The organism is Ammoniphilus soli (assembly GCF_040813775.1).
Genome location: NZ_JBEGDL010000037.1, coordinates 12,457 through 32,494, shown reverse-complemented (window position 1 = coordinate 32,494; position 20,038 = coordinate 12,457). Strand labels below are relative to the sequence as shown.

Below are 20,038 nucleotides of genomic sequence, written 5' to 3'. Positions count from 1 at the left end.
GACTCGGAGAGACAGGTACCATACCCGCCCCTCCGATAAAATACTTTTATTTTTTTAAGGCTGCATACCACTCATTCACTTCTTCGGTGATTTGATCCCCGCCAGAGGAATACCACTTATCTACAAATTGATCAAACTTTTCTATAGGTTCCTTGCCATAGATAATAGACATGAACGTATCATTCTGCAATTTAACTAAAAGCTCCCCTCTCGAGCTCATCGTTGTGGTAGAAGGACCCAGGTATTCATTAAGGACATCAATTGACTTTTGAGTATCTGCAACCAGCCAACCCTTAGCATGAAGGGCGAAACCTGGATCATCTGCATCCGCAGGTAAGTCGGCCGACGCCCACACTGCCACATCGTTCTTGTTCAAAGGTTCACCGTTTGCAATCTTCTTATATACCATATTAAACCGTTCTGGATCAATAGGATTACTCGCTCCAACCCCTGCTACTATTGAATATTTACCTGTCCAGATTTGTCCATCAGGAAGTTTAGAAACATCAAAATCCGGCTTCCCATCCTTCACGGTATAAATGTACCCCTCTTGAAAATCCCTAAAGTATAAAGCATCTTCTGTTACCATGGCTCCATAAAGGTAATTATAATAGTGGAAAAATGCTTGAAGGGTTTCAGGCGAAATATCTTTGCTGATAACTACTGCGCCGGTTTCCGGAAAGGATCCATCACGCATCGCCTTTCCATCAGGACCGACAGGAATAGGGTAAGGCTGAAAATCGGCTTTCGGATCATTCTTTGTTATACTAGGTTTTACATAGTATGAGGGGATCCATCTTGGAGCAGCGAACACCCCTAATTTACCGTTTACTGCAAGTTCAGTCATCTTATTAAAATCATAAAGGGCAACATCCTGGGGCATATATCCCTTTTGATACCACTGATTCAGCGTCTCGAGCCCCGGCTTAATCTCAGGTTGCACAGAAGTAGCCTCCAATTTTCCGTTATTCGCCCTCCATATGCCCGGAACGACACCATGTGCCCCGAATACCCAGCTCACATTTCCAAAAGTTACATTTCGTATCCCATCACTTTTGTTAGCAAACCCATCTTTTAGAGAAAAGCTTATTCCGAACGTATCCTTTTTGCCATTGCCATCGGGATCCCCATTGGTAAAAACATCCAATATTTTTTCTAAATCCTGCATTGTCTTTGGTGGTTGAAGCCCGAATTTATCTAACCAATCTTTACGAATCCAAAGTACCGGAGATGTGGCATAGTCATCGACGAGAGCCGGTATCCCATAATGCTTCCCATTATTTTGATAAGGAATCCAAGCTTTTGGAGCTTGACTCATGGCATTCTTCGCTACATCAGATGCATACTTGTCGAATGCTTCATCAATGGACAACAATCGGCCTGATTGGACGAACATGTTGTAGGTGTCTTTATTATTGATACGGAACACATCCGGTAGCTTATCACCGGAAGCGAGCATGAGCCTAAGCTTGGAATCGAATTGATCGGGTGTAGTGCTCCAGTTCAGCTTGATATCAATCCCGAGCTTTTCTTTGGCCCATTTGGAATGGCCGTTGTCGCTAATTGATTCACCTTTCCTGTGAACTCCATCATCCGCTAAAGCGGACGTAATGGTTACGGCCGGCTCGATTTTACCGTTTACAATGTTTAACTTATTAGCCGAAGAAAGATTATCTTCTGCAGTCCCCTTGTTTACCTCACTGTTAGAATTGCTGCACCCGGCTAACAGACTGCCGGATAGAACAACCGCAAGCATGCCGGCCAAAAATTTTTTTCTCTTGATCACTGTGAACCTCCCCTTATAGATATAATATTTAAAAATATTTATATTTTCATTCTACAGGTAACCTCATTGATTCTGTATAGACAATCCTTAATCTTGATAGCGTTTTCTTAATTTTGTTCGTCTACTGTTTATAAAAGTTGTATTTTTCGAAAATCTATGGTTTCCTTTTAGTATGGAGGGACTGAAATGAGACAACAGTACTTAAGCACTTTTCATAAAATCAATATCTTGCTCATCATTTTGTTAGTAAGTATCCTTACAGTGTACACGTATTCGATAAACCGTAGTCTAAATACAGTACAGTCTACTATTCAAACCAATAACCAAAATAAGAATAGGTTCCTAGTCAGCCAATTGGACCGTAACGTTGAACAACTCGCAATGCTTGGCATTGCTCTGGGTCAAGAAAAAATGGTATCCCAATTTAACCACATCGATACATTGGATACGTACAATAAAATCAAGTTGCAATCCGATGTGTCGGACATGCTGGATTTTCTAAGTTTATCCTATGGGTGGCCGAATCAGTTGTCCATCTATTCAATCCTTTTACATCGATGGATTAATACAGGTTCATCCAACAATATCGAACCTTTCAAATTAGATGCTACCAGCAAGAAGTGGAAACTTGATCATGACCAATTTGTCAGATATACCCTACATCCCTTTTCTGAACCCCAAAGTAGTCGATTTATTACGAAAGTTTCATTTCCTGTAACGAATATAACCAAAATGTTAGATGGAGCTAAAGTCGGTGGAAATAATGATCCTTTTTTCTATGCTCCCTTTTCAGGCTCTCTCCTCTTTAATACCAGCTCAAACCAAGAGGTCAGTTATCTCATCGTTGATGCATTATCCGGTAAGCAACTTGGCATGGACGGAACGGAAATCATTGAGATCAGCAAAATTAAGTATCTAATTAATTATGCAAAATCAAGTTCACTGGATTGGTATCTCATTGATTATATTCCGCTAGACCAAGCATTTCTGCCCATAGAAAAAACAAAGCATTGGTTTTATATATCGAGTGCCGTTCTGATTATTTCAGGTTTTATTGCTTCCTTTTTCCTTTATCGAAACATTCAACAACCCATTATGAAATTAATAAATGCTGTAAAACGAATCAAGCATGGCGATTATTCCGTAAGAATTTCAGATAAAAGCCATAACGAGTTTGAATTCTTAAATTTGCATTTCAACGAAATGGCGGCACATATTGAAGAATTAATTGAAAATGTTTACAAGGAAAGAATTATATCTAGGGAAGCACAGTTAAAGGAGTTGCAGGCACAGATCAATCCGCACTTTCTGTATAACTGTCTGTTTTTTATAAACAATATGGTCCGCCTCGGCAATGATGATGCCATAAATGCCATGACAAAAAATTTAGCGGAATATTTCCGCTATACCACACGGACAGAGAAGCTCACATCAACGATGGAAGCGGAAATCAAAGTGATAGAAAACTATTTAAATATCTATAAATTAAGAATGCCACGCTTGAATTTCAAGATTGAGATTTTGGAATCAATGAAAATGCTCCCTATCCCTAAACTTTTGCTTCAGCCCATTGTGGAAAATAGCGTGGTTCATGGCATTGAACCCATGGATACTGAGGGAAATATAAATATTTGGAGTACAGAAGATGAAACCCATTACTATATTTATGTTCAAGATAATGGTCAGGGGTTATCCCCTCTGGAAATACAAGAATTAAAGCAAAAATTGATGAAGCCTCTGGACGAATCGATGGGCTGTGCCCTATGGAATATTCAACACCGAATGACCATTCATTTTGGAGAATCGGCTCGTCTTGACTTTAAGCCAACCGTTAACGGAGGATTAACGACTATAATTACTTGGCCAAAATTGGAGGATGAATATTATGTTCCAGCTTCTCATCGTAGATGATGAACAATCAGTTGTAGACAGCCTGACATTAACTATCCCTTGGAATGATTACGGAATTAGCGAAGTTCATAGTGCTTCTTCAGGCACAGAGGCATTAAGTGTTTTGCATGATCAAGCCATCGATATTGTTGTAACCGACATTCGAATGCCCAAGATGAATGGCTTGGAATTAATCGAACGAATTTCCCAAATGTCAAAAAGAATCAAATGTATCGTTCTTTCGGGCTATGACGATTTTACTTATGCTAAAAAAGCGCTCCAACATCAGGCCATCGATTATTTGCTGAAGCCGGTCGATATTGACCAGCTGATTGAAGCCGTAGAAAGAGCTGCTAGAATCCTAAAAGAAGAATGGGATCAAATCAGTTCTTTACACTACTTGCAAAATACTGTAAGAGTCCATTTGCCTACTTTGAAAGATCGTTTACTTTATGACATATTGAATAATAAACCCCTATCTCCAAACGTGCTTGAAGAAAAACTACAGCTTTTTAAACTGCATCCCTTTTCTTCAGGAGGCCGAATCACGATGATGCTCGTCCGATTGGAAGAATATTCCACCCTGTATGACACCAGATCCCAATCTTTGTTCGATTACGCCATCACCAATATGGCCGAAGAAATCTTTCAGGATGCCTTTCATCTCTGGCATTGCATCACAGATCAAGGCTTCCAAATCTATTTGATTAAAGAAAAGTACCCTGTTTCGGAGGAATTCATCAAATCTAGCACTGCAAAGTTACAGAATTATATCGAAACTTACTTAAAAGGCAGCGTCTCGGTTTATATCAGCAACCCCGGTGTTTTTCCTCATGATGTTCCGAATATGTACCAGAAATCCATTACAGCTATAAACAGTAAAGTAGGTCATAGCAAGGGATTCTTCATTACCGATGATGATATTTCAGACACTCCTGCTGTACCGACTACCGCGTTATATGAGCCTCCACTGCTCTCCATGCTCCTTGAATCCGGGCGCTGGGACGAGGCGGAACAAAAACTTGGCAAAATCTTTGAAGAACTGGATCGTATTCAAGAACCCCATCCGGACCAACTGATGGAAGTGTTTTTTCATTTAGGGTCGGCTTATTACTATACAGCTAACAAGCACAGAGGAATCGACTCCGCTTCTATTCGCAACTTGATTGACATGCAGCTTCGAAAGCCCGGATTTATGTCCGTGAAACTTCTAAAGACTTGGTCCCAGAATGTCCTTATCCGTATACGCGAAGAAGTATATCAATGCATCGAAACTGACAGGCACAGCATTGTACACCAAGTGAAAAAGTATGTCGAGGATCATCTGAAAGAAGGGATTTCACTACAATCCATCGCCGACCATGTTCACCTCCACCCTGTTTATTTATCTAAGCTTTATAAAACGATAACCGGCGAAAACATTGGCGACTATTTGCTTGCCCTTAGAATGGAACGTGCCGCTTTCTTATTAAAAAGTACAGCTTTAAAAGTAAACGAGATCACCTTCCAATTAGGCTATGCGGCTACTCCTCATTTCATCAAAGTCTTTAAAAAGCATTACGGTGTAACCCCACAGGAATTTCGTGAGGGTGTAATAAAAAATGTTTAACAGCAAAAAGGCATGGTGCTGTCACTGCCACCGTGCCTTTTCCTATCTTGTTTTTAAATTATAACTGGGAGAGACAATCTTAGAGACATTTTCAACGTTAGTTTTCTTTGTTGCCCGCTTGTTTCTTTTCCTCATTTTTCGAAAACGCATAGTGAGCAGACCATGTGATTACAAAGGATAATAGGCTGCCTCCAAAGAAAGGGACCAAGCCAGGAAACGTTGACATGGCAAAATAGACAATAAAGCTTCCCACAACTATCATAATTGTTGATATAGGATACATGATCATGACTAAGATGGCATTTTTGAAAACCTGGATTATTTTCATGTCAAAATGAACATAAATAGGAAAGACATACAAAAGAATTACAACATAGAAAAAAAACACCAATAGGAAAACGACGGTTAATACCTGAGAGAAATTGCTTGGAAATTGCAAAAAATATCTATAACCGTAAATAAGCACATTGCCTATAGCAACAAGAATCAGACCAAGTATATTGCTTTTCAAAAAATCCTTTTTGTATGTTGTCCAGAATGTTGAAAAAACTGGAACACCCGTTTCTCCCATCACCCATTTGCGGTTGACAGCAAACATGGCAGCGGTTGCAGGAAAAAGACCAAACAAGAATAAACCAAGCAGTGTAAAGAAGATCCATAAAATATTAATATAGGCAAATTTCATGATCCATTCAGACATCCTATAAAATCCTTCCGAAATTCTAGTCATTTGCAAAGATATTCCCCCTTGAATTGAGTATCAAATATTTAATAAACAGTTAAGTTTTATCAGACAAATTCTTAATTAATATTCGTGTGATTTCTCAGAAAAACTTAAATTATATTTTATTACGATCTGTCAATAACAAATATAGACAAATCTTAATTTGGATAACACTTTCTGAACATGATGGAGAATTTGGCTAAACTTTTACAAACAAAACAGACTGTTCCGATGCGATCAGAACAGTCATTAAAGTGATTAGTTTTTTTGAAATCGATTCTCTAAGCACAGTTTACACGCCTAAGAGATCTGGTAACCAAGTCGAGAAAATCGGGAAATAAGTCACTAGTCCCAACACAATTAAAGAAGCAATAATGAATGGAACTACTCCTACCGAAATTTCATTTAGGGAAATCTTAGCAAGACCACTTGCCACATAGAGATTTATGCCAACGGGTGGAGTAAACAGTCCAATTGCTAAGTTCAACGTCATGAAGACCCCGAACACGGTCGGATCCACGTTCAAGTGCAACATAATCGGCAGTAGAATCGGAATGAAGAGATAGTAGGCCGAGATAGCGTCAATAAAGGCACCCGCAATCAGAAGCAGGATGTTGACAAGCAAAAGAATCAGAATTTTATTTTCCGTTACCGACAGTACCATATCAGAAATACTTTGGGCTATTTGCTCTGTTGTAATAATGTAAGCAAACACTGAAGCAGAGCTTACAATCAGCATTACGATAGCTGTTTGGATGGAGGAATTAACCAGTATAGGAACCAAATCTTTTAACTTTAACTCCTTATATACAAATAACCCAATAGCAAGACCGTAGAACACGGCAACAACAGCCGCTTCTGTCGGAGTAAACACCCCGCCATAGATTCCACCTAGTATGATCACAGGGATTAGCAAACCCCAGATGGCATCGCCAAATGCTCTTGCCATTCCCCTCAAACTGGCCCTCTCCCGTTGCATGGTTGCTGCCACTTCATCAGCGGTTGCATTGCTCCTTATTTTTGTTTTTTTATTCATGACAATCATGGTTGCAATAAAAAAGGCAACTCCAAGGATCAACCCTGGAATGATACCGGCAACAAATAAACGACCAACCGAGACGGAAATTTGATCTCCGGCCACGACAGCAAAGACGATGAACCCAATGCTAGGAGGGATGATGATCCCAATCGAACCTGAACTTGCAAGAAGACCAGCCGCCGTAGCTTTTGTGTAACCATTTTTTACCAATGAAGGGATTAGAATGGATCCTAATGCGGCGACGGTTGCAGGGCCGGATCCCGAAATCGCTGCAAAAAAGATGGCCGTAGACACTGTTACAAGCGCAATTCCACCTCTTAGATGACCGACACAAACGTCCGCAAAGTGAATCAATCGCCGTGAAATTCCGGCAAACTCCATAATAACTCCCGCAAGAATGAAGAAAGGAATGGCTAGGAGCGTAAACTTAGCTACACTAGCATACATAACATCCGTCAGCAAAGAAAGTGAATCAAAGCCGGCGGTGAACAACAGGGTGATGCCCGCCGATGCGGCCAAGGAAAGAGCAATCGGGACATTCATTACTAACAAAACCACGAACAATCCAAAGAGCATTGCACCGATCATCCTTTATCCCTCCCTCCCATTTAATAGTATTTTCACCTCAAGGCTCGTAACTTGTATAACGCGAATCAAACAGATGATACTTCCTATCGGTAGCCCAAGAGAGAAAATCCATTGGGGCCAGCCTAAAGCAGGTGTGATCTGGTTTAGCTGTTTTTGAAACATAATCATCTCTACGCCAAAATACGCGAGGATGCCAAAAACAAAAGTACTAATAAGTCCTGAAAGAATCGCAAGGAACAGTTTTCCTTTTCTCTGAATGGAATCATACAATAAGCTAAATCCTAAGTGACCTTTCTGATGGATAGCCACGGCAGCTCCCACAAAGGTCAAGAGGACAAACAGGTTGATGGTTAACTCTTCCGTATACGCGAGCGATGTGGTCAAAAAATACCTTGAAATTACATTTACAAATGTAACCGTACACATGACTGCAAGGCTGAATGCCAGGATGGTGTATTCGATCTTCGTTAGGAATTTACTCAATATCATCAATCCCTTTCTGCTTTGTAAAAGACAGGTAGACAATGGACTCTACCTGCCTTAGAGGATATTACTTACTTTTGGAAGGCCTCCAACAATTCTTTGGTCCACACCGATTCATATCGATCGTAAATGGGCTCAACCGCCTTCTTAAAGGTTTCTAATTCTTCGGCGGATGGCTCGTATACTTCCATTCCCTTGCTCTTGAGTTCTTCAATCTGCTTCATTTCTTTATCGCGCGCTAGCTGAATTTGATAGGCGCTGGCATTGGCAGCTGCTTCTTGAACAATTTTCTGATCATGAGGGTGCAGGGAATCAAACAGTTTCTTGTTCATGCCGACAATTAGCGGATCATAGGAGTAGTTCCATAATGTCATAAACTTTTGAACTTCATTCAATTTGGAAGAGTGAATGACATCTACAGCATTCTCCTGTCCATCAATGGTATTCTGCTGCAGAGATGTAAAGACTTCTGAGAACGTCATTCTAGTCGGATCGGCCCCTAGACCTTGCCATAGGTCCACAAACATTTTGATACCCGGAATGCGGATCTTCATACCTTTAATATCACCTGGTGTTTTGATCGGCCGAACGCTATTCGTTACTTGACGGAACCCGTTTTGTCCAAAACCAAGAGGCTCTACACCCTTTTCGCGAAGCAATTTCTTAAGGGCTTCTCCCCCCTCGCCTGCCATCACTCGGTCAACTTCATCGAAACTTTTAAACATGAATGGAGCGGTTACTACACCAAAACGCTCATCCATAATGGAATAAATAATAGCAGAATTAAAGGTTAAATCAATCGATCCCTTCATTAACATCTCAACGGCCTTTCCTGAATCACCCCCAGATAATTGTTCATTGGTATAAATGGTTATATTGATACGTCCATCTGTATTTTGTCTTACTTCATCTGCGAATTTTTGTGCTGCTTGGTACCAAGTTGAAGAATCACCTACTGTAATTGACAACTTGAGATTATGTTTATCTGTCGATTGATCCGCGGTTTGAGATTGACCTGAATCCGTTTTTCCTGAACCATTGTTCGAAGCGCTTTCATTAGACGAACATCCAGTGACAAGCAAAGATAATGATAATGCAAATGACACAAACCCCTTGCTGAACTTTTTCATTCAACCCACCCTTTCATACCATCCATAATAATATAATCTTAATTGTAGCAATTTCTATGCCAAGTATATTAGCGATAATTTATATACATCTGAATTATATATGGGGGAATACTAGCAATAATGCATTGTCTTTTTTGTAATAATAGTGCAATATTGCTAGTGTTCAACTACATTTTTCAAGTTATCACTACCAGATTACACCCTATAAAGCTGGAGAAATCTCTTTTTTGTCTTTTACCATTTCTTCCTTATATTGTTGACAATGATTCAAATAACCCTGGGTTGTCATGTTTAAATTCTCTAGATCTCGATCGGTTAACTCACGAACAACTTTGGCTGGAGAACCCATCACCAGGGTTCGCGGTGGAATCTTTTTTCCTTCTGGAATCAGGGATCCGGCACCAACCAATGCATACTCGCCAATTTCAGCATTATTTAAAATAATAGACCCCATACCAATTAAAGCCCCTTGGCCAACCGTACACCCATGAAGAATTACGTTATGGCCTACCGATACGTCGTTCGCTACGGAAAGTGGAAAATTTTTATCTGCATGACAAATGGATCCGTCTTGAATATTTACGTTATTTCCAATTTTTATGGAGTCGTTGTCGCCTCTTAGTACACAATTGAACCATACAGACGATTCCTTTCCAATAGTTACATCTCCAATGATTTTTGAACCCGGTGCAATATAGGCGGTTTCATCAATTTGGGGAAATCTGTTTTTATACGAATAAAACATGAAAATATCCCTCCTATTTTAAATGACATACTTAGTTTAGTGGGGGACTAGACTTCCCAAGAACCAGTCCCCACATACGAGATCATTATTAACTACGAATGGAGTGACCCCCATCAACGGGCATACAAACACCCGTGATAAAATTGGCCTCGTCTGAGGCAAGAAAGACAGCTGCATGGGCAATATCCCAGGCTGTTCCCATGCGCCCCATAGGACAACTAGCATTTCGAGCTGCTACCATTTCTTCTACACTCTCATATTGGCCAGCGATGTCCTTATAAATTAACGGGGTGTCAATCAGACCCGGTAAGATCGCATTCACTCGAATTCCATAGGAGGCATATTCAAGCGCTACGACGGATGTTAGATGATTCACTGCAGCTTTTGAAGCACTATATGCAGGGTATGGATAGCCTGTAAACCGAATACTTGCAAGAGAAGAGACATTAATAATGGCACCTGTTTTTCTTTCCGCCATGTGTGGTAAAACACACTTCATGGTGAGGTAGACACTTTTCAGGTTTACGTTAATCGCCTTTTCCCAATCCTCCTCAGGTAGATCGACGATTCCTCCCATTTGAGCTAATCCTACATTGTTATGAAGAACATCAATTTGACCAAACTCCTGAATCGTGTCTGTAACGACTTTTTGAACTTCAACGGAGTTTGTCACATTTGCCGTTCGATAAGAACAGACCCCATGTTCATTATGAATAATTTGGCACGTCTGTTCCGCAGCATTAGCATATAAGTCTACGACCATGACTTTTGCACCTTCACGTGCATAAGCAACTGCTGCCGCTTTGCCATTCCCCCATCCTTCCCCAACTGATCCTGCTCCAAAAACAAGAGCAACCTTGTTCTCTAATCGATTTGTCATCATTGCCCCTCCATTCTACAAAAAATTCAAATGACCTAGATGGATTTAAACCAATAAACGGAATCTTCGATCTTGTAAAGTTTAACTTTTTGATTTATGGTTGGTTCACCCTCAACAAGACGAGCTGTTATGCGTGGCCCTTCATCTAAATCTACTAAAACGATAGGATATGGAGCTTCAACAGCAAGCCTTTCCGGTGCAGCATAGATCGTGGTATAGGAATAAATCTGACCTATGCCACTTACCTTTTTTTCTATTAATTCTTCACTATAGCAATTTGGACAAATATACTTAGGAGGAATAGAGACCATTTTACAACCTTCACACGATAATAATGCCATTTCCATCATTACAGACCCTTCCCTTCAAAAATGTGGACCGTTGAATAAGCCCCAGTACCCCCAAGATTTTGTGCCAAACCAATCCGTGCTCCTTCGACTTGGTTAACTGCTCTGCCTTGCAACTGATTAACAATTTGAATAATTTGGGCCACCCCTGTAGCTCCAATCGGATGACCACGCGAGATTAACCCTCCACCAGTATTGACAGGGACCTTCCCCCCGTGTTTGGTTAAACCGTCTTCAACCGCTTTCCACCCAGTCCCCTTTTCAAAGAAGCCTAAGTCTTCAATGGCTAAAATTTCGGTAATAGCAAAACAATCATGAAGTTCTACCACATCAATGTCGTTGGGTCCTAACCCTGCCTGCTTATAGGCTTGGCGTGCGGATTCTTGAATAGCCCCAATGCTTAATAAGTCAGGAATATCTTGCAAGAGCGGTGGTCCGGAAGCTTGACTAGATGCAAGCACCTTAACTCCCTTATCTCCGGCGGTAACTACGACAGCGGCAGCTCCATCCGTAATCGGGGAGCAATGGAATAGCCCAAGAGGTGCGGTAATCGGACGTGCCTGCATAATTTCTTCTAGACTCGTTGCTTTTCTAAACTGTGCTTTCGGGTTATTTATGGCATACTCCCGGTTTTTCAAAGATACCATGGACAGATGTTCTACACCGGCACCATACTCATACATGTATCGGTTGGCAATAACACCAAAACATCCTGCAAAGGTTAGACCTGATATCCCTTCATTGGAATCATTGTCCATCCCCACATTTAGCGCTTCTGTCACTACGTTTGTTGGAGCATGGGTCATTTTCTCCACGCCGACAACCAATACCGTATCATAGATGCCAGCAGCTACCATATGATAGGCCTGACGAAACGCAATTCCCCCAGACGCACAAGCTCCTTCCATTTTGGCAGCCGGGATGGGTCCTAACCCTAATTCTCTCGCTAAGATAGATCCGAGGACTTCCTGCCCCGCTAACCGTCCGCTCGAAAAATTCCCTACATAAATCGCATCGACTTTCGGAAGTCCCGCATCCAGCAAGGCTTCACGACTAGCCGATACAGCAAGTGATTTTAAAGAGGCTTCATGTTTTCCAAATTTGGTCATTCCTGTTCCCGTTACAGAAACACTTCTCATACTCTACTCCCCCAGTAAGATTCTCGAATCTCTTTACGCAATATTTTTCCATACGAATTTTTAGGTAGACTGTCCATGATGCGAATTTTCTTCGGTTTTTTAAAGCTTGCCAAGTGTTTTTTACACAAATCAATAAGTTCCTGCTCTGATACCGTTTGTTGATCCCTAGGCACAATATAGGCGCAAACAGATTCACCCCATTTTTCATCCGGAATGCCAAATACACATGTTTCTTTAACGCCAGGATGCAGATTTAACACCTCTTCTACTTCTCGAGGATAAATATTTGCCCCACCGCTAATAATCACATCTTTCGACCGGTCGACGATATGGAGATAGCCTTCATCATCTACCCATCCGAGATCTCCCGTGTAAAGCCAACCATCCTTGATCGTTTCTGCTGTTGCTTCCGGGTTATTCCAATACCCTTTCATTACTAAGGAACCATTACAGACAATTTCACCAATCGTTCCGGTTGGTACTTCTTGACCATTTTTATCTACAATTTTCATTTCCGCAAACATTCCGACCTTCCCGCATGAAGAAGGCCTGTCTTTTAGTTCGTCCTTTGGCATAACGGTAATCGTCAAAGGTGCTTCCGCTTGCCCAAAGGTTTCAAGAATAATAGGACCCAAAAGATCTATAGCTAACTTTATTTTTTCAGCTGCCATCGGGGCACCTGCCATATTAATTGTTCTCAAAGAGCTGAGATCTCGTTTAGAAAAGCTCTCTTCGTGAATCATTAGATTAACCATGGTGGGAACGAGAAAGACAGCAGTAATTCGTTCACTTTCAATAGCTTCCAAAAATTGTTGTGGTTCAAACTTATTAAATATAACCTGTTTGACCCCCAAGAATAACGCACTATAAGCCATAGCCAAGCTTCCGTGACTCAAAGGTGCTACATGTCCAACCACATCTTCATCAGACATGCCGCTGCCCTTAATTAATGTTAATGTGCAGGAAATCCAGTTACGATGTGTTTGCATAGCTCCTTTGGGTCTGCCGGTTGTTCCAGAGGTATACATAATGGAGATTACATCGTCCTCACTAACCTCAACATTCGGGTCGATATCCGGAGAATCAGCAATCCATGATTCATACTCTTTTCCGAATCTGACGGTTGGAATGTCAATATCAAGGGTCTCAATCAAATTTTCCTCTCCTAACAAGAGACTGGCTCCTGAATGTTGGAGCATATATTCATGTTCCCTTGGATGCAGACGATAATTAAGAGGGACTTTAATGAGCCCAGCGAAAGCTACTGCCACTTCTAATTCGATATGCTCGATCCGATTGGATGCGAGGATGGCTACCCGATCACCTTTCTTGAGACCAAAGGAAAGCAAGGCGTTGGCCAAACGAAAGCAACGCTCTTTTAGCTGTGCAAACGTATAGCTTGTATATTCGTCGCGCACAGCAACAGAATCAGAAAAGTTACCAAAAGTTTTTCGGTATATTGTACCTAGTGTTTTCATGTAGTATCCCTCCTATTTGAAATTAATCGTTGGAAAACCAAGGTCTTCATTAAATGAACGTATAGCCTTTATGTTATTTCCAACTCGAATGCTAAACTCCACCGTTACACATACGGGATTTTTTCCAGGAATAAGATGTCCCCCGAAGATAATTCCCTGCTTCCCGAAAAATACTGCATGCATATGCAAATCGGTGTTTCCGTTTTCATTCTTGCTTAGAAAGCCTGTGCCACTTAAAATTCCAAAGGGACCCTCTCTTTCAACGAGATCACAATAGCATAAGCTCCCATCTGGTCTTTCTGCCGGATAGACATAACCTGCCTGTGATACAGACCCTATAAAGGTGACCATGCCCGCTTCAGCACTGTACTTTTCATATTCTTGGATAATACCTTGCATGAGGTCAGTTCCTTTAACTAATGAACCGAAAATCGTCCCAGTCGTTTGGTCAAAAACGGAATGGTTTTCCCGTTGGCTTTTCATTCCTCTTTCCTCCTTAATTATCGAACAGCCTACTTGTTCTTTTAAATTCTACTTATCTCCTGCTAAATTATCCAATGGCGAGCCCGCCACAAACTTTCAGGACTTGGCCGGTTACATAATTGGAAGCGGGAGAAGCCAAATATAAGACCGCCTCGGCAATATCTGATGGATCCCCCATCCGCTTGATTGGCTGTTGATCTAAGGGGTACTCATACCCTTTGGTCAGTTCAGTTACGACTCCTCCCGGGGCGATGCTATTGCAGTAGATGCCTAATTCCCCAACTTCCTTAGCCACCCATTTCGTCAAGGCGATGATGCCTCCTTTGGATGCAGCATAAGCTGGGCCTGATCTTCCCTGCTTGTTGTCGGAAACTGAAGACATAACCCCCCCAATAATGCCGGAAACCGAACTAATATTGATAATTTTGCCGTAGCCTTGATTCCTCATATGAGGATAAATCACTGCTTGTGTAAACAGAAAAGTTCCTAAGAGGTTCGTGTCAATATCACGCTGCCAATCCTCCACACACATTTCCTCCAGTCCTACGCGTGAAGCGGTCCCTGCATTATTCACTAGGATGTCAATTCTTCCCCATTTACTAACGGTTTCATCGATCACACGCAGAACCTCGTCCCGCTTTCGAATATCAATTTGATAGGAAAAAGTTTTACAGTTAGGAAAATCACTTTGTATTTTCGTCAGAATGTCATCCGCTGAAAGTAGATCTACAATTACAATACTCGCTCCTTCCCGCGCTAGTGTATAAGCACATGTAGCTCCTATACCACGGGCACCACCTGTTACAATTGCAACTTGTTCACTTAAATTATGATTACTGCTTATTTTCGACATATGTTTTCTCCTTTTCTTTATTTACATTAGATATAACTTGCAATATCCATGCCAAAAAACTGAATCATTCATATCGTAATAGAGGTATTCATAGTGAGAACAAATAGATGTGAAGTCTATAACCTAAAGGGAACCTTAATGAGACCTAAAAGCATGGCCACATCATTAATCACGATGGATATCAAACAGTTAATATAAACTTTCAAAAACGCCATATGAGTAGCATTTATGATATTGCATATTAGCCGTCATCAAAGAAATTAAAATAGTTTTTACCATTGATTGATTTTACTTAATCTCAATTATAGGCACATTTTTTTCCACCTATGTTCTACATTTTTATTACCTCTAAACTTTCGAGTTGATTTTCTGAAGAAAATTATCTTACAAATACGTTTTCACTAGATTCTTATAGCGAAATTTTTTAAAAATGATATAATTAAATCACGACATATCATATATGCAATGGTTAATTTGATATAATAACATCATTATTGCCATACTTCCATTTACTAAATAAAAGGTAAGCAGAGGAGGATAAAACATGAAAAGAGATGATATCGTACAAACTCCCTTTGAATCAGAATTCTTACTTCGTAATCTAATAGATAGTTTATATGATGGAATTACCATAGTTGATCCTAAAGGCACTATCCACTGGTATAATAAATCTTTCTTACGCATATCCGGGTTAACACCCTATCAATTAAATGGTTATACGATGTATGAGCTAGTCGAAAAAGGTTACCTGGAAAAAGCCGGAGGGATTGACGCTCTTAACCAAAAGAAAACCGTGAATAACATCAGTAAGTACCCTACAGGGGTTGAAGCTTTAATCACTTCCACTCCGGTTTTCGATAACGAAGAAAACATACTTTTTGTTATAAACAATATTAGAGATATCACGGAATTGAATAAATTGAAACGTGATTTAGATGAAACAACCATCCTGACTAAAAGCTATCAACAAACATTACAAGAAATCCAGTTATCTAACGTAGATGGAAATCAGATTATCTATCGAAGTCCGGTAATGGAAAAGATCGTTTCACTTGCCAACAAGTTTTCTGTTGTTGATACTCCTATCCTTATTCTCGGTGAATCCGGGGTCGGTAAAGATGTGCTTTCCAATTATATTCATAAGGTTAGTGGCCGAAATGAAAAAGGGCCGTTTGTCAAAGTAAATTGCGGTGCTATTCCCGAACATCTCTTGGAATCTGAATTATTTGGATATGAAGCCGGTGCGTTTACCGGCGCTAACCGTCAAGGAAAAGCCGGACTATTCGAAGTGGCAAATAACGGAACTATATTTTTAGATGAAATTGGAGACATGCCTTATTCATTACAGGTGAAATTATTAGGGGTTCTTCAGGATATGAAAATCCAAAGAGTCGGAGGTACAAAACCAATTCCCATCGATGTTAGAGTCATCGCTGCAACTAATGCTAATTTACAAGAGATGATCAAAGAAAAACGTTTCCGAGAAGATCTCTTTTTTAGAATTAATGTTTTATCCCTTAACATCCCACCTCTTCGCGAGCGGTCGGAAGATGTTTTCGCCCTCTTAGTACATTTTCTTAATTTTTTCAATCATAAACACAATATGAAGAGGACATTCTCGCCCACTCTGATAAATTTGTTAATGGAATATCATTGGCCTGGTAATATCCGTGAACTTAAAAATTTAGTAGAACGGCTTGTTGTAGTATCAGATGAAGATACAGTCGACGAAACATTACTTCCATCGCACATTAGATCTGATCAAAACAAGGAAATGAACGAAGTAATAAAGGATGATTTTCAGAATACAACTGAGTTGACTTTAAAAGAAATGATTGATGAACACGAAAAGAAAATTCTTTCTTATTATATGTCCAAATATAAACCGTTAAAAAAATGCGCAGAGATGCTGGGTATGGATCTAACCACTCTTTTCCGGAAGAAAAAGAGATACGGGCTATAAAACTAAGGTTTTTCTTATTTATAATCCAGCAAAAACCGACGACCACTACCCGGTAGTGATCATCGGTTTTTTTCAGTGAATAAAAATAATTCAATTATTTCTAGTCTGTCCTCCATAGCTTGATGCAGGATATGCTAAAAAACCAACAGACTGGGCGACATCGTGCGGAGATCCAATTCTTCCATTGGTATTTCCCAGGTATACCCTTGAATAGCTTGTTCGGAATTAATCAGAATTAAGCAATATTGTAAAAATGCAATAATATTTCATTTTTGCTATTGCATTAACAACCATACACCTTATAATCGCTTCTCTAATTTCTAAAAAAAATTTATTCAGAATAAAATCATCCATCATCAAAGTAAGTTAGAAATTTTGTGAACGTTCAAGTCTTAAAGTCAAGTTATTTAATGTGGGTTATTATTTTCAGGTGGCACATTGGCAAAAAGCAATACAAAGTTAATTTTTAATAAAAATAACATCCCTTTTTCGCCAATATATTTTTATAAATACTTGCAAAATAAGGAGAAATTAATATATTGGCATGATAATTGCTAGATAATTAAGTGCTGAGAAGAAACGGAGGTGTGGATTAGTTAGTATAACCTATAAAAAGGATAAGGATAACAATATATAACAAAGGAGTCACTTCAATGCAAAGCAATTTAGATTTAACTAGGACAAGTAGCAATAATAACTGGATCTTTGGGTCACCATCCAAGGGAATGGAGGAATTAATATGAGCACGCCATACACAAGAAATCCATTGATGCAAGGTTTTACTGAAGGTTATTTCGTTGCAAATGACGGAGTAAAACTCCGTTATCTTCATAAGGGAAGTGGTATGCCACTAATTTTTGTCCCTCCTTTTGGTGGCATGGCTGATGTCTACGCATTGAATGCACCTGCATTTACAGATGATTTCTCTGTCTACGTACTTGAGATGCGTGGGCATGGATTCTCAGATGCACCAGCACATGGTGCCCACGTATTCAGACTGTCTGCTGATCTTCACGAATTTATTGAATCCTTGAATGCACCCAAAGTTAATTTAATTGGTTGGTCTATGGGATGCGCCGTTATATGGGGTTATATTGAACTGTTTGGTCAGGATAAGATTAATAAACTTGTTTTTGATGATCAACCGCCTTTCGTGTCTGCAAACCCCTATGATTCTAAGGAAGAAATCCTCCAATACAGTGGCAATCGCATAGACATATGGCATGTTCATCACGTATATAGTAGGAATTTTGACGATGGTTGGCCTGTACTCAAGACATATTTTCAGCGTCCTGAAATTCCTTTAACACCAGAAATTTCAGCTTCTCTCCCGGATAATTATGCCGAAAAAATGGCATTAATGCCGGAGTCCCTGAAAGTTGACAAAGCACGTGGTCAATTCCTAGCAGACCTAGTACGTGACCATCTTTGGCTTGACTATCGTGGTATTTTCCCGTTGATAAAAGTTCCTGTTCTTTATCTTATTGGTGATATCAGTAACTGCACGACACCAGAGTGCGGTGATTGGATTTCCAAGACAATCCCAAATTGTAAGTTAGTTCGTTTTACCGCGGAGGAATTTGGAGGCCATGACCTCAACCAGACTGCTTATAAGAAGTTTAATGATTCTGTTATGGAATTCCTGAAATAAACGATTTTCGTAATCATCGTAGATCTTTCATACACAACAGCCAGTTTAGATGAAGATTTTTATGGGTGCCAGCATACTAATAGGTGTATTTTCACTGTTCGTTGTGGTCTTCCCTACTGTCCCTGGTATTATTATTAGTTGGATGTTGCTTAGTCTCGGAATGAACACCATCACTCCAGCTATGGTTCTGTTTTAACCATGGCGCAGAAAAGCAAAATTGATTCTCGCGGACCTATTTTTATGAAAACGTAATTATGGAGGAATTAATATGAGCACGCCATACACAAGAAATCCATTGATGCAAGGTTTTACTGAAGGTTATTTCGTTGCAAATGACGGAGTAAAAATCCGTTATCTTCATAAAGGAAGTGGTATGCCACTAATTTTTGTCCCTGCTTTTGGTTGTATGGCTGATGGATATGCATTGAATGCTCCTGCATTCACAGATAATTTTTCTGTCTACGTACTTGAGATGCGTGGTCATGGATTTTCTGATGCACCAGCACATGGTGCCCATATATTCAGACTGTCTGCTGATCTTCATGAATTTATTGCATCCTTGAATGCACCCAAAGTTAATTTGATTGGCTGGTCTATGGGATGCGCTGTTATATGGGGTTATATTGAACTGTTTGGTCAGGATAAGATTAATAAACTTGTTTTTGATGATGAACCACCTTACTTGTCTGCAAACCCCTATGATTCTAAGGAAGAAATCCTCCAATATGGTGGCAATCACTTAGACATATGGCATATTCATCACGTATATAGTAGAAATTTCGACGATGGTTGGCCTGTGGCCGAGACTTATTTTGAACGTCCGTATAATTATGTAACACCGGAAACTTCTGCTTCGCTTCCGGATAATTATGCCGAAAAAATGGCATTAATGCCGGAGCGCCCGAAAGTTGACAAAGCACATGGTCAATTCCTAGCAGACCTTATACGTGACCACCTCTGGCTTGACTGGCGTGGCATTTTCCCGTTGATAAAAGTTCCTGTTCTTTATCTTGTTGGTGATCTCAGTCACTGCATGACACCGGAGTGCAATGATTGGGTTTCCAAGACAATCCCAAATTGTAAGTTAGTTCGTTTTACCGCGGAGGAATTTGGAAACCATGATCTCTGCTGGACTGCTTATAAGAAGTTTAATGATTCTGTTATGGAATTCCTGAAATAAATTACATCAACAATTTCATACCATTCGGTAGATTTGAAACCGCTATCTGTAACCACACGGTATAACACTT

Annotated in this window: 17 protein-coding genes; 5 read left to right on the top strand and 12 right to left on the bottom strand. The window is 40.1% G+C overall.

Annotated features, from left to right (window positions below; genetic code table 11):
- Nucleotides 1-46 precede the first annotated feature (46 nt).
- On the bottom strand, nucleotides 47-1,786 hold the full coding sequence (locus ABLT31_RS32500) for a type 2 periplasmic-binding domain-containing protein (RefSeq protein WP_367759555.1): 1,740 nt from the start codon (nucleotides 1,784-1,786) through the stop codon (nucleotides 47-49).
- Between the two features lie 186 nt (nucleotides 1,787-1,972).
- Here ABLT31_RS32500 and ABLT31_RS32495 point away from each other — a divergent pair, with 186 nt between their 5' ends.
- Together ABLT31_RS32495 and ABLT31_RS32490 are read left to right on the top strand one after the other, a co-directional pair.
- Nucleotides 1,973-3,697, top strand: a complete 1,725-nt coding sequence (locus ABLT31_RS32495) for a sensor histidine kinase (RefSeq protein ID WP_367759553.1) — start codon at nucleotides 1,973-1,975, stop codon at nucleotides 3,695-3,697.
- Complete coding sequence (locus ABLT31_RS32490; RefSeq protein WP_367759551.1) at nucleotides 3,663-5,285, top strand: response regulator; 1,623 nt, start codon at nucleotides 3,663-3,665, stop codon at nucleotides 5,283-5,285. The genes ABLT31_RS32495 and ABLT31_RS32490 overlap by 35 nt, the downstream gene beginning before the upstream one ends.
- A gap of 97 nt (nucleotides 5,286-5,382) precedes the next feature.
- On the opposite strand, the gene ABLT31_RS32485 is transcribed toward ABLT31_RS32490, so the two are convergent.
- From ABLT31_RS32485 to ABLT31_RS32435, 11 genes are all read right to left on the bottom strand, one after another.
- The gene (locus ABLT31_RS32485; protein WP_367759549.1) at nucleotides 5,383-5,985 is read right to left on the bottom strand and encodes a YesL family protein; all 603 of its coding nucleotides are present in this window, start codon (nucleotides 5,983-5,985) and stop codon (nucleotides 5,383-5,385) included.
- A gap of 316 nt (nucleotides 5,986-6,301) precedes the next feature.
- Nucleotides 6,302-7,636, bottom strand: a complete 1,335-nt coding sequence (locus ABLT31_RS32480) for a TRAP transporter large permease (RefSeq protein WP_367759547.1) — start codon at nucleotides 7,634-7,636, stop codon at nucleotides 6,302-6,304.
- A gap of 3 nt (nucleotides 7,637-7,639) precedes the next feature.
- The gene (locus ABLT31_RS32475; RefSeq protein WP_367759545.1) at nucleotides 7,640-8,119 is read right to left on the bottom strand and encodes a TRAP transporter small permease; all 480 of its coding nucleotides are present in this window, start codon (nucleotides 8,117-8,119) and stop codon (nucleotides 7,640-7,642) included.
- Nucleotides 8,120-8,190: 71 nt separating this feature from the next.
- Entirely contained in the window at nucleotides 8,191-9,249 is a 1,059-nt protein-coding gene (locus ABLT31_RS32470; protein ID WP_367759543.1) for a DctP family TRAP transporter solute-binding subunit, read from the bottom strand.
- A gap of 202 nt (nucleotides 9,250-9,451) precedes the next feature.
- Entirely contained in the window at nucleotides 9,452-9,994 is a 543-nt protein-coding gene (locus tag ABLT31_RS32465; RefSeq protein ID WP_367759541.1) for a gamma carbonic anhydrase family protein, read from the bottom strand.
- 88 nt (nucleotides 9,995-10,082) lie between these two features.
- Nucleotides 10,083-10,874: an SDR family NAD(P)-dependent oxidoreductase gene (locus tag ABLT31_RS32460; protein ID WP_367759539.1), complete on the bottom strand. Its 792-nt coding sequence runs from the start codon at nucleotides 10,872-10,874 to the stop codon at nucleotides 10,083-10,085.
- A 35-nt stretch (nucleotides 10,875-10,909) separates the two neighbouring features.
- Nucleotides 10,910-11,224 (bottom strand): Zn-ribbon domain-containing OB-fold protein, encoded by a 315-nt coding sequence (locus ABLT31_RS32455; protein WP_367759537.1) that lies wholly within the window; start codon nucleotides 11,222-11,224, stop codon nucleotides 10,910-10,912.
- Nucleotides 11,224-12,360: a thiolase domain-containing protein gene (locus ABLT31_RS32450; RefSeq protein WP_367759535.1), complete on the bottom strand. Its 1,137-nt coding sequence runs from the start codon at nucleotides 12,358-12,360 to the stop codon at nucleotides 11,224-11,226. Before ABLT31_RS32450 ends, ABLT31_RS32455 begins: the two co-directional genes overlap by 1 nt.
- On the bottom strand, nucleotides 12,357-13,838 hold the full coding sequence (locus tag ABLT31_RS32445; RefSeq protein ID WP_367759533.1) for a class I adenylate-forming enzyme family protein: 1,482 nt from the start codon (nucleotides 13,836-13,838) through the stop codon (nucleotides 12,357-12,359). The genes ABLT31_RS32450 and ABLT31_RS32445 overlap by 4 nt, the downstream gene beginning before the upstream one ends.
- 12 nt (nucleotides 13,839-13,850) lie before the next feature.
- On the bottom strand, nucleotides 13,851-14,321 hold the full coding sequence (locus tag ABLT31_RS32440) for a PPC domain-containing DNA-binding protein (protein WP_367759531.1): 471 nt from the start codon (nucleotides 14,319-14,321) through the stop codon (nucleotides 13,851-13,853).
- Between the two features lie 67 nt (nucleotides 14,322-14,388).
- Nucleotides 14,389-15,174, bottom strand: a complete 786-nt coding sequence (locus ABLT31_RS32435; protein WP_367759529.1) for an SDR family NAD(P)-dependent oxidoreductase — start codon at nucleotides 15,172-15,174, stop codon at nucleotides 14,389-14,391.
- A gap of 544 nt (nucleotides 15,175-15,718) precedes the next feature.
- Between ABLT31_RS32435 and ABLT31_RS32430 the strand changes: the two genes are divergently transcribed.
- The 3 genes from ABLT31_RS32430 (at nucleotide 15,719) to ABLT31_RS32420 (ending at nucleotide 19,968) form a co-directional block, all read left to right on the top strand.
- Complete coding sequence (locus tag ABLT31_RS32430; RefSeq protein WP_367759527.1) at nucleotides 15,719-17,137, top strand: sigma-54 interaction domain-containing protein; 1,419 nt, start codon at nucleotides 15,719-15,721, stop codon at nucleotides 17,135-17,137.
- 739 nt (nucleotides 17,138-17,876) lie between these two features.
- Complete coding sequence (locus tag ABLT31_RS32425) at nucleotides 17,877-18,788, top strand: alpha/beta fold hydrolase (RefSeq protein WP_367759524.1); 912 nt, start codon at nucleotides 17,877-17,879, stop codon at nucleotides 18,786-18,788.
- 268 nt (nucleotides 18,789-19,056) lie between these two features.
- On the top strand, nucleotides 19,057-19,968 hold the full coding sequence (locus tag ABLT31_RS32420; protein WP_367759522.1) for an alpha/beta fold hydrolase: 912 nt from the start codon (nucleotides 19,057-19,059) through the stop codon (nucleotides 19,966-19,968).
- Nucleotides 19,969-20,038 lie beyond the last annotated feature (70 nt).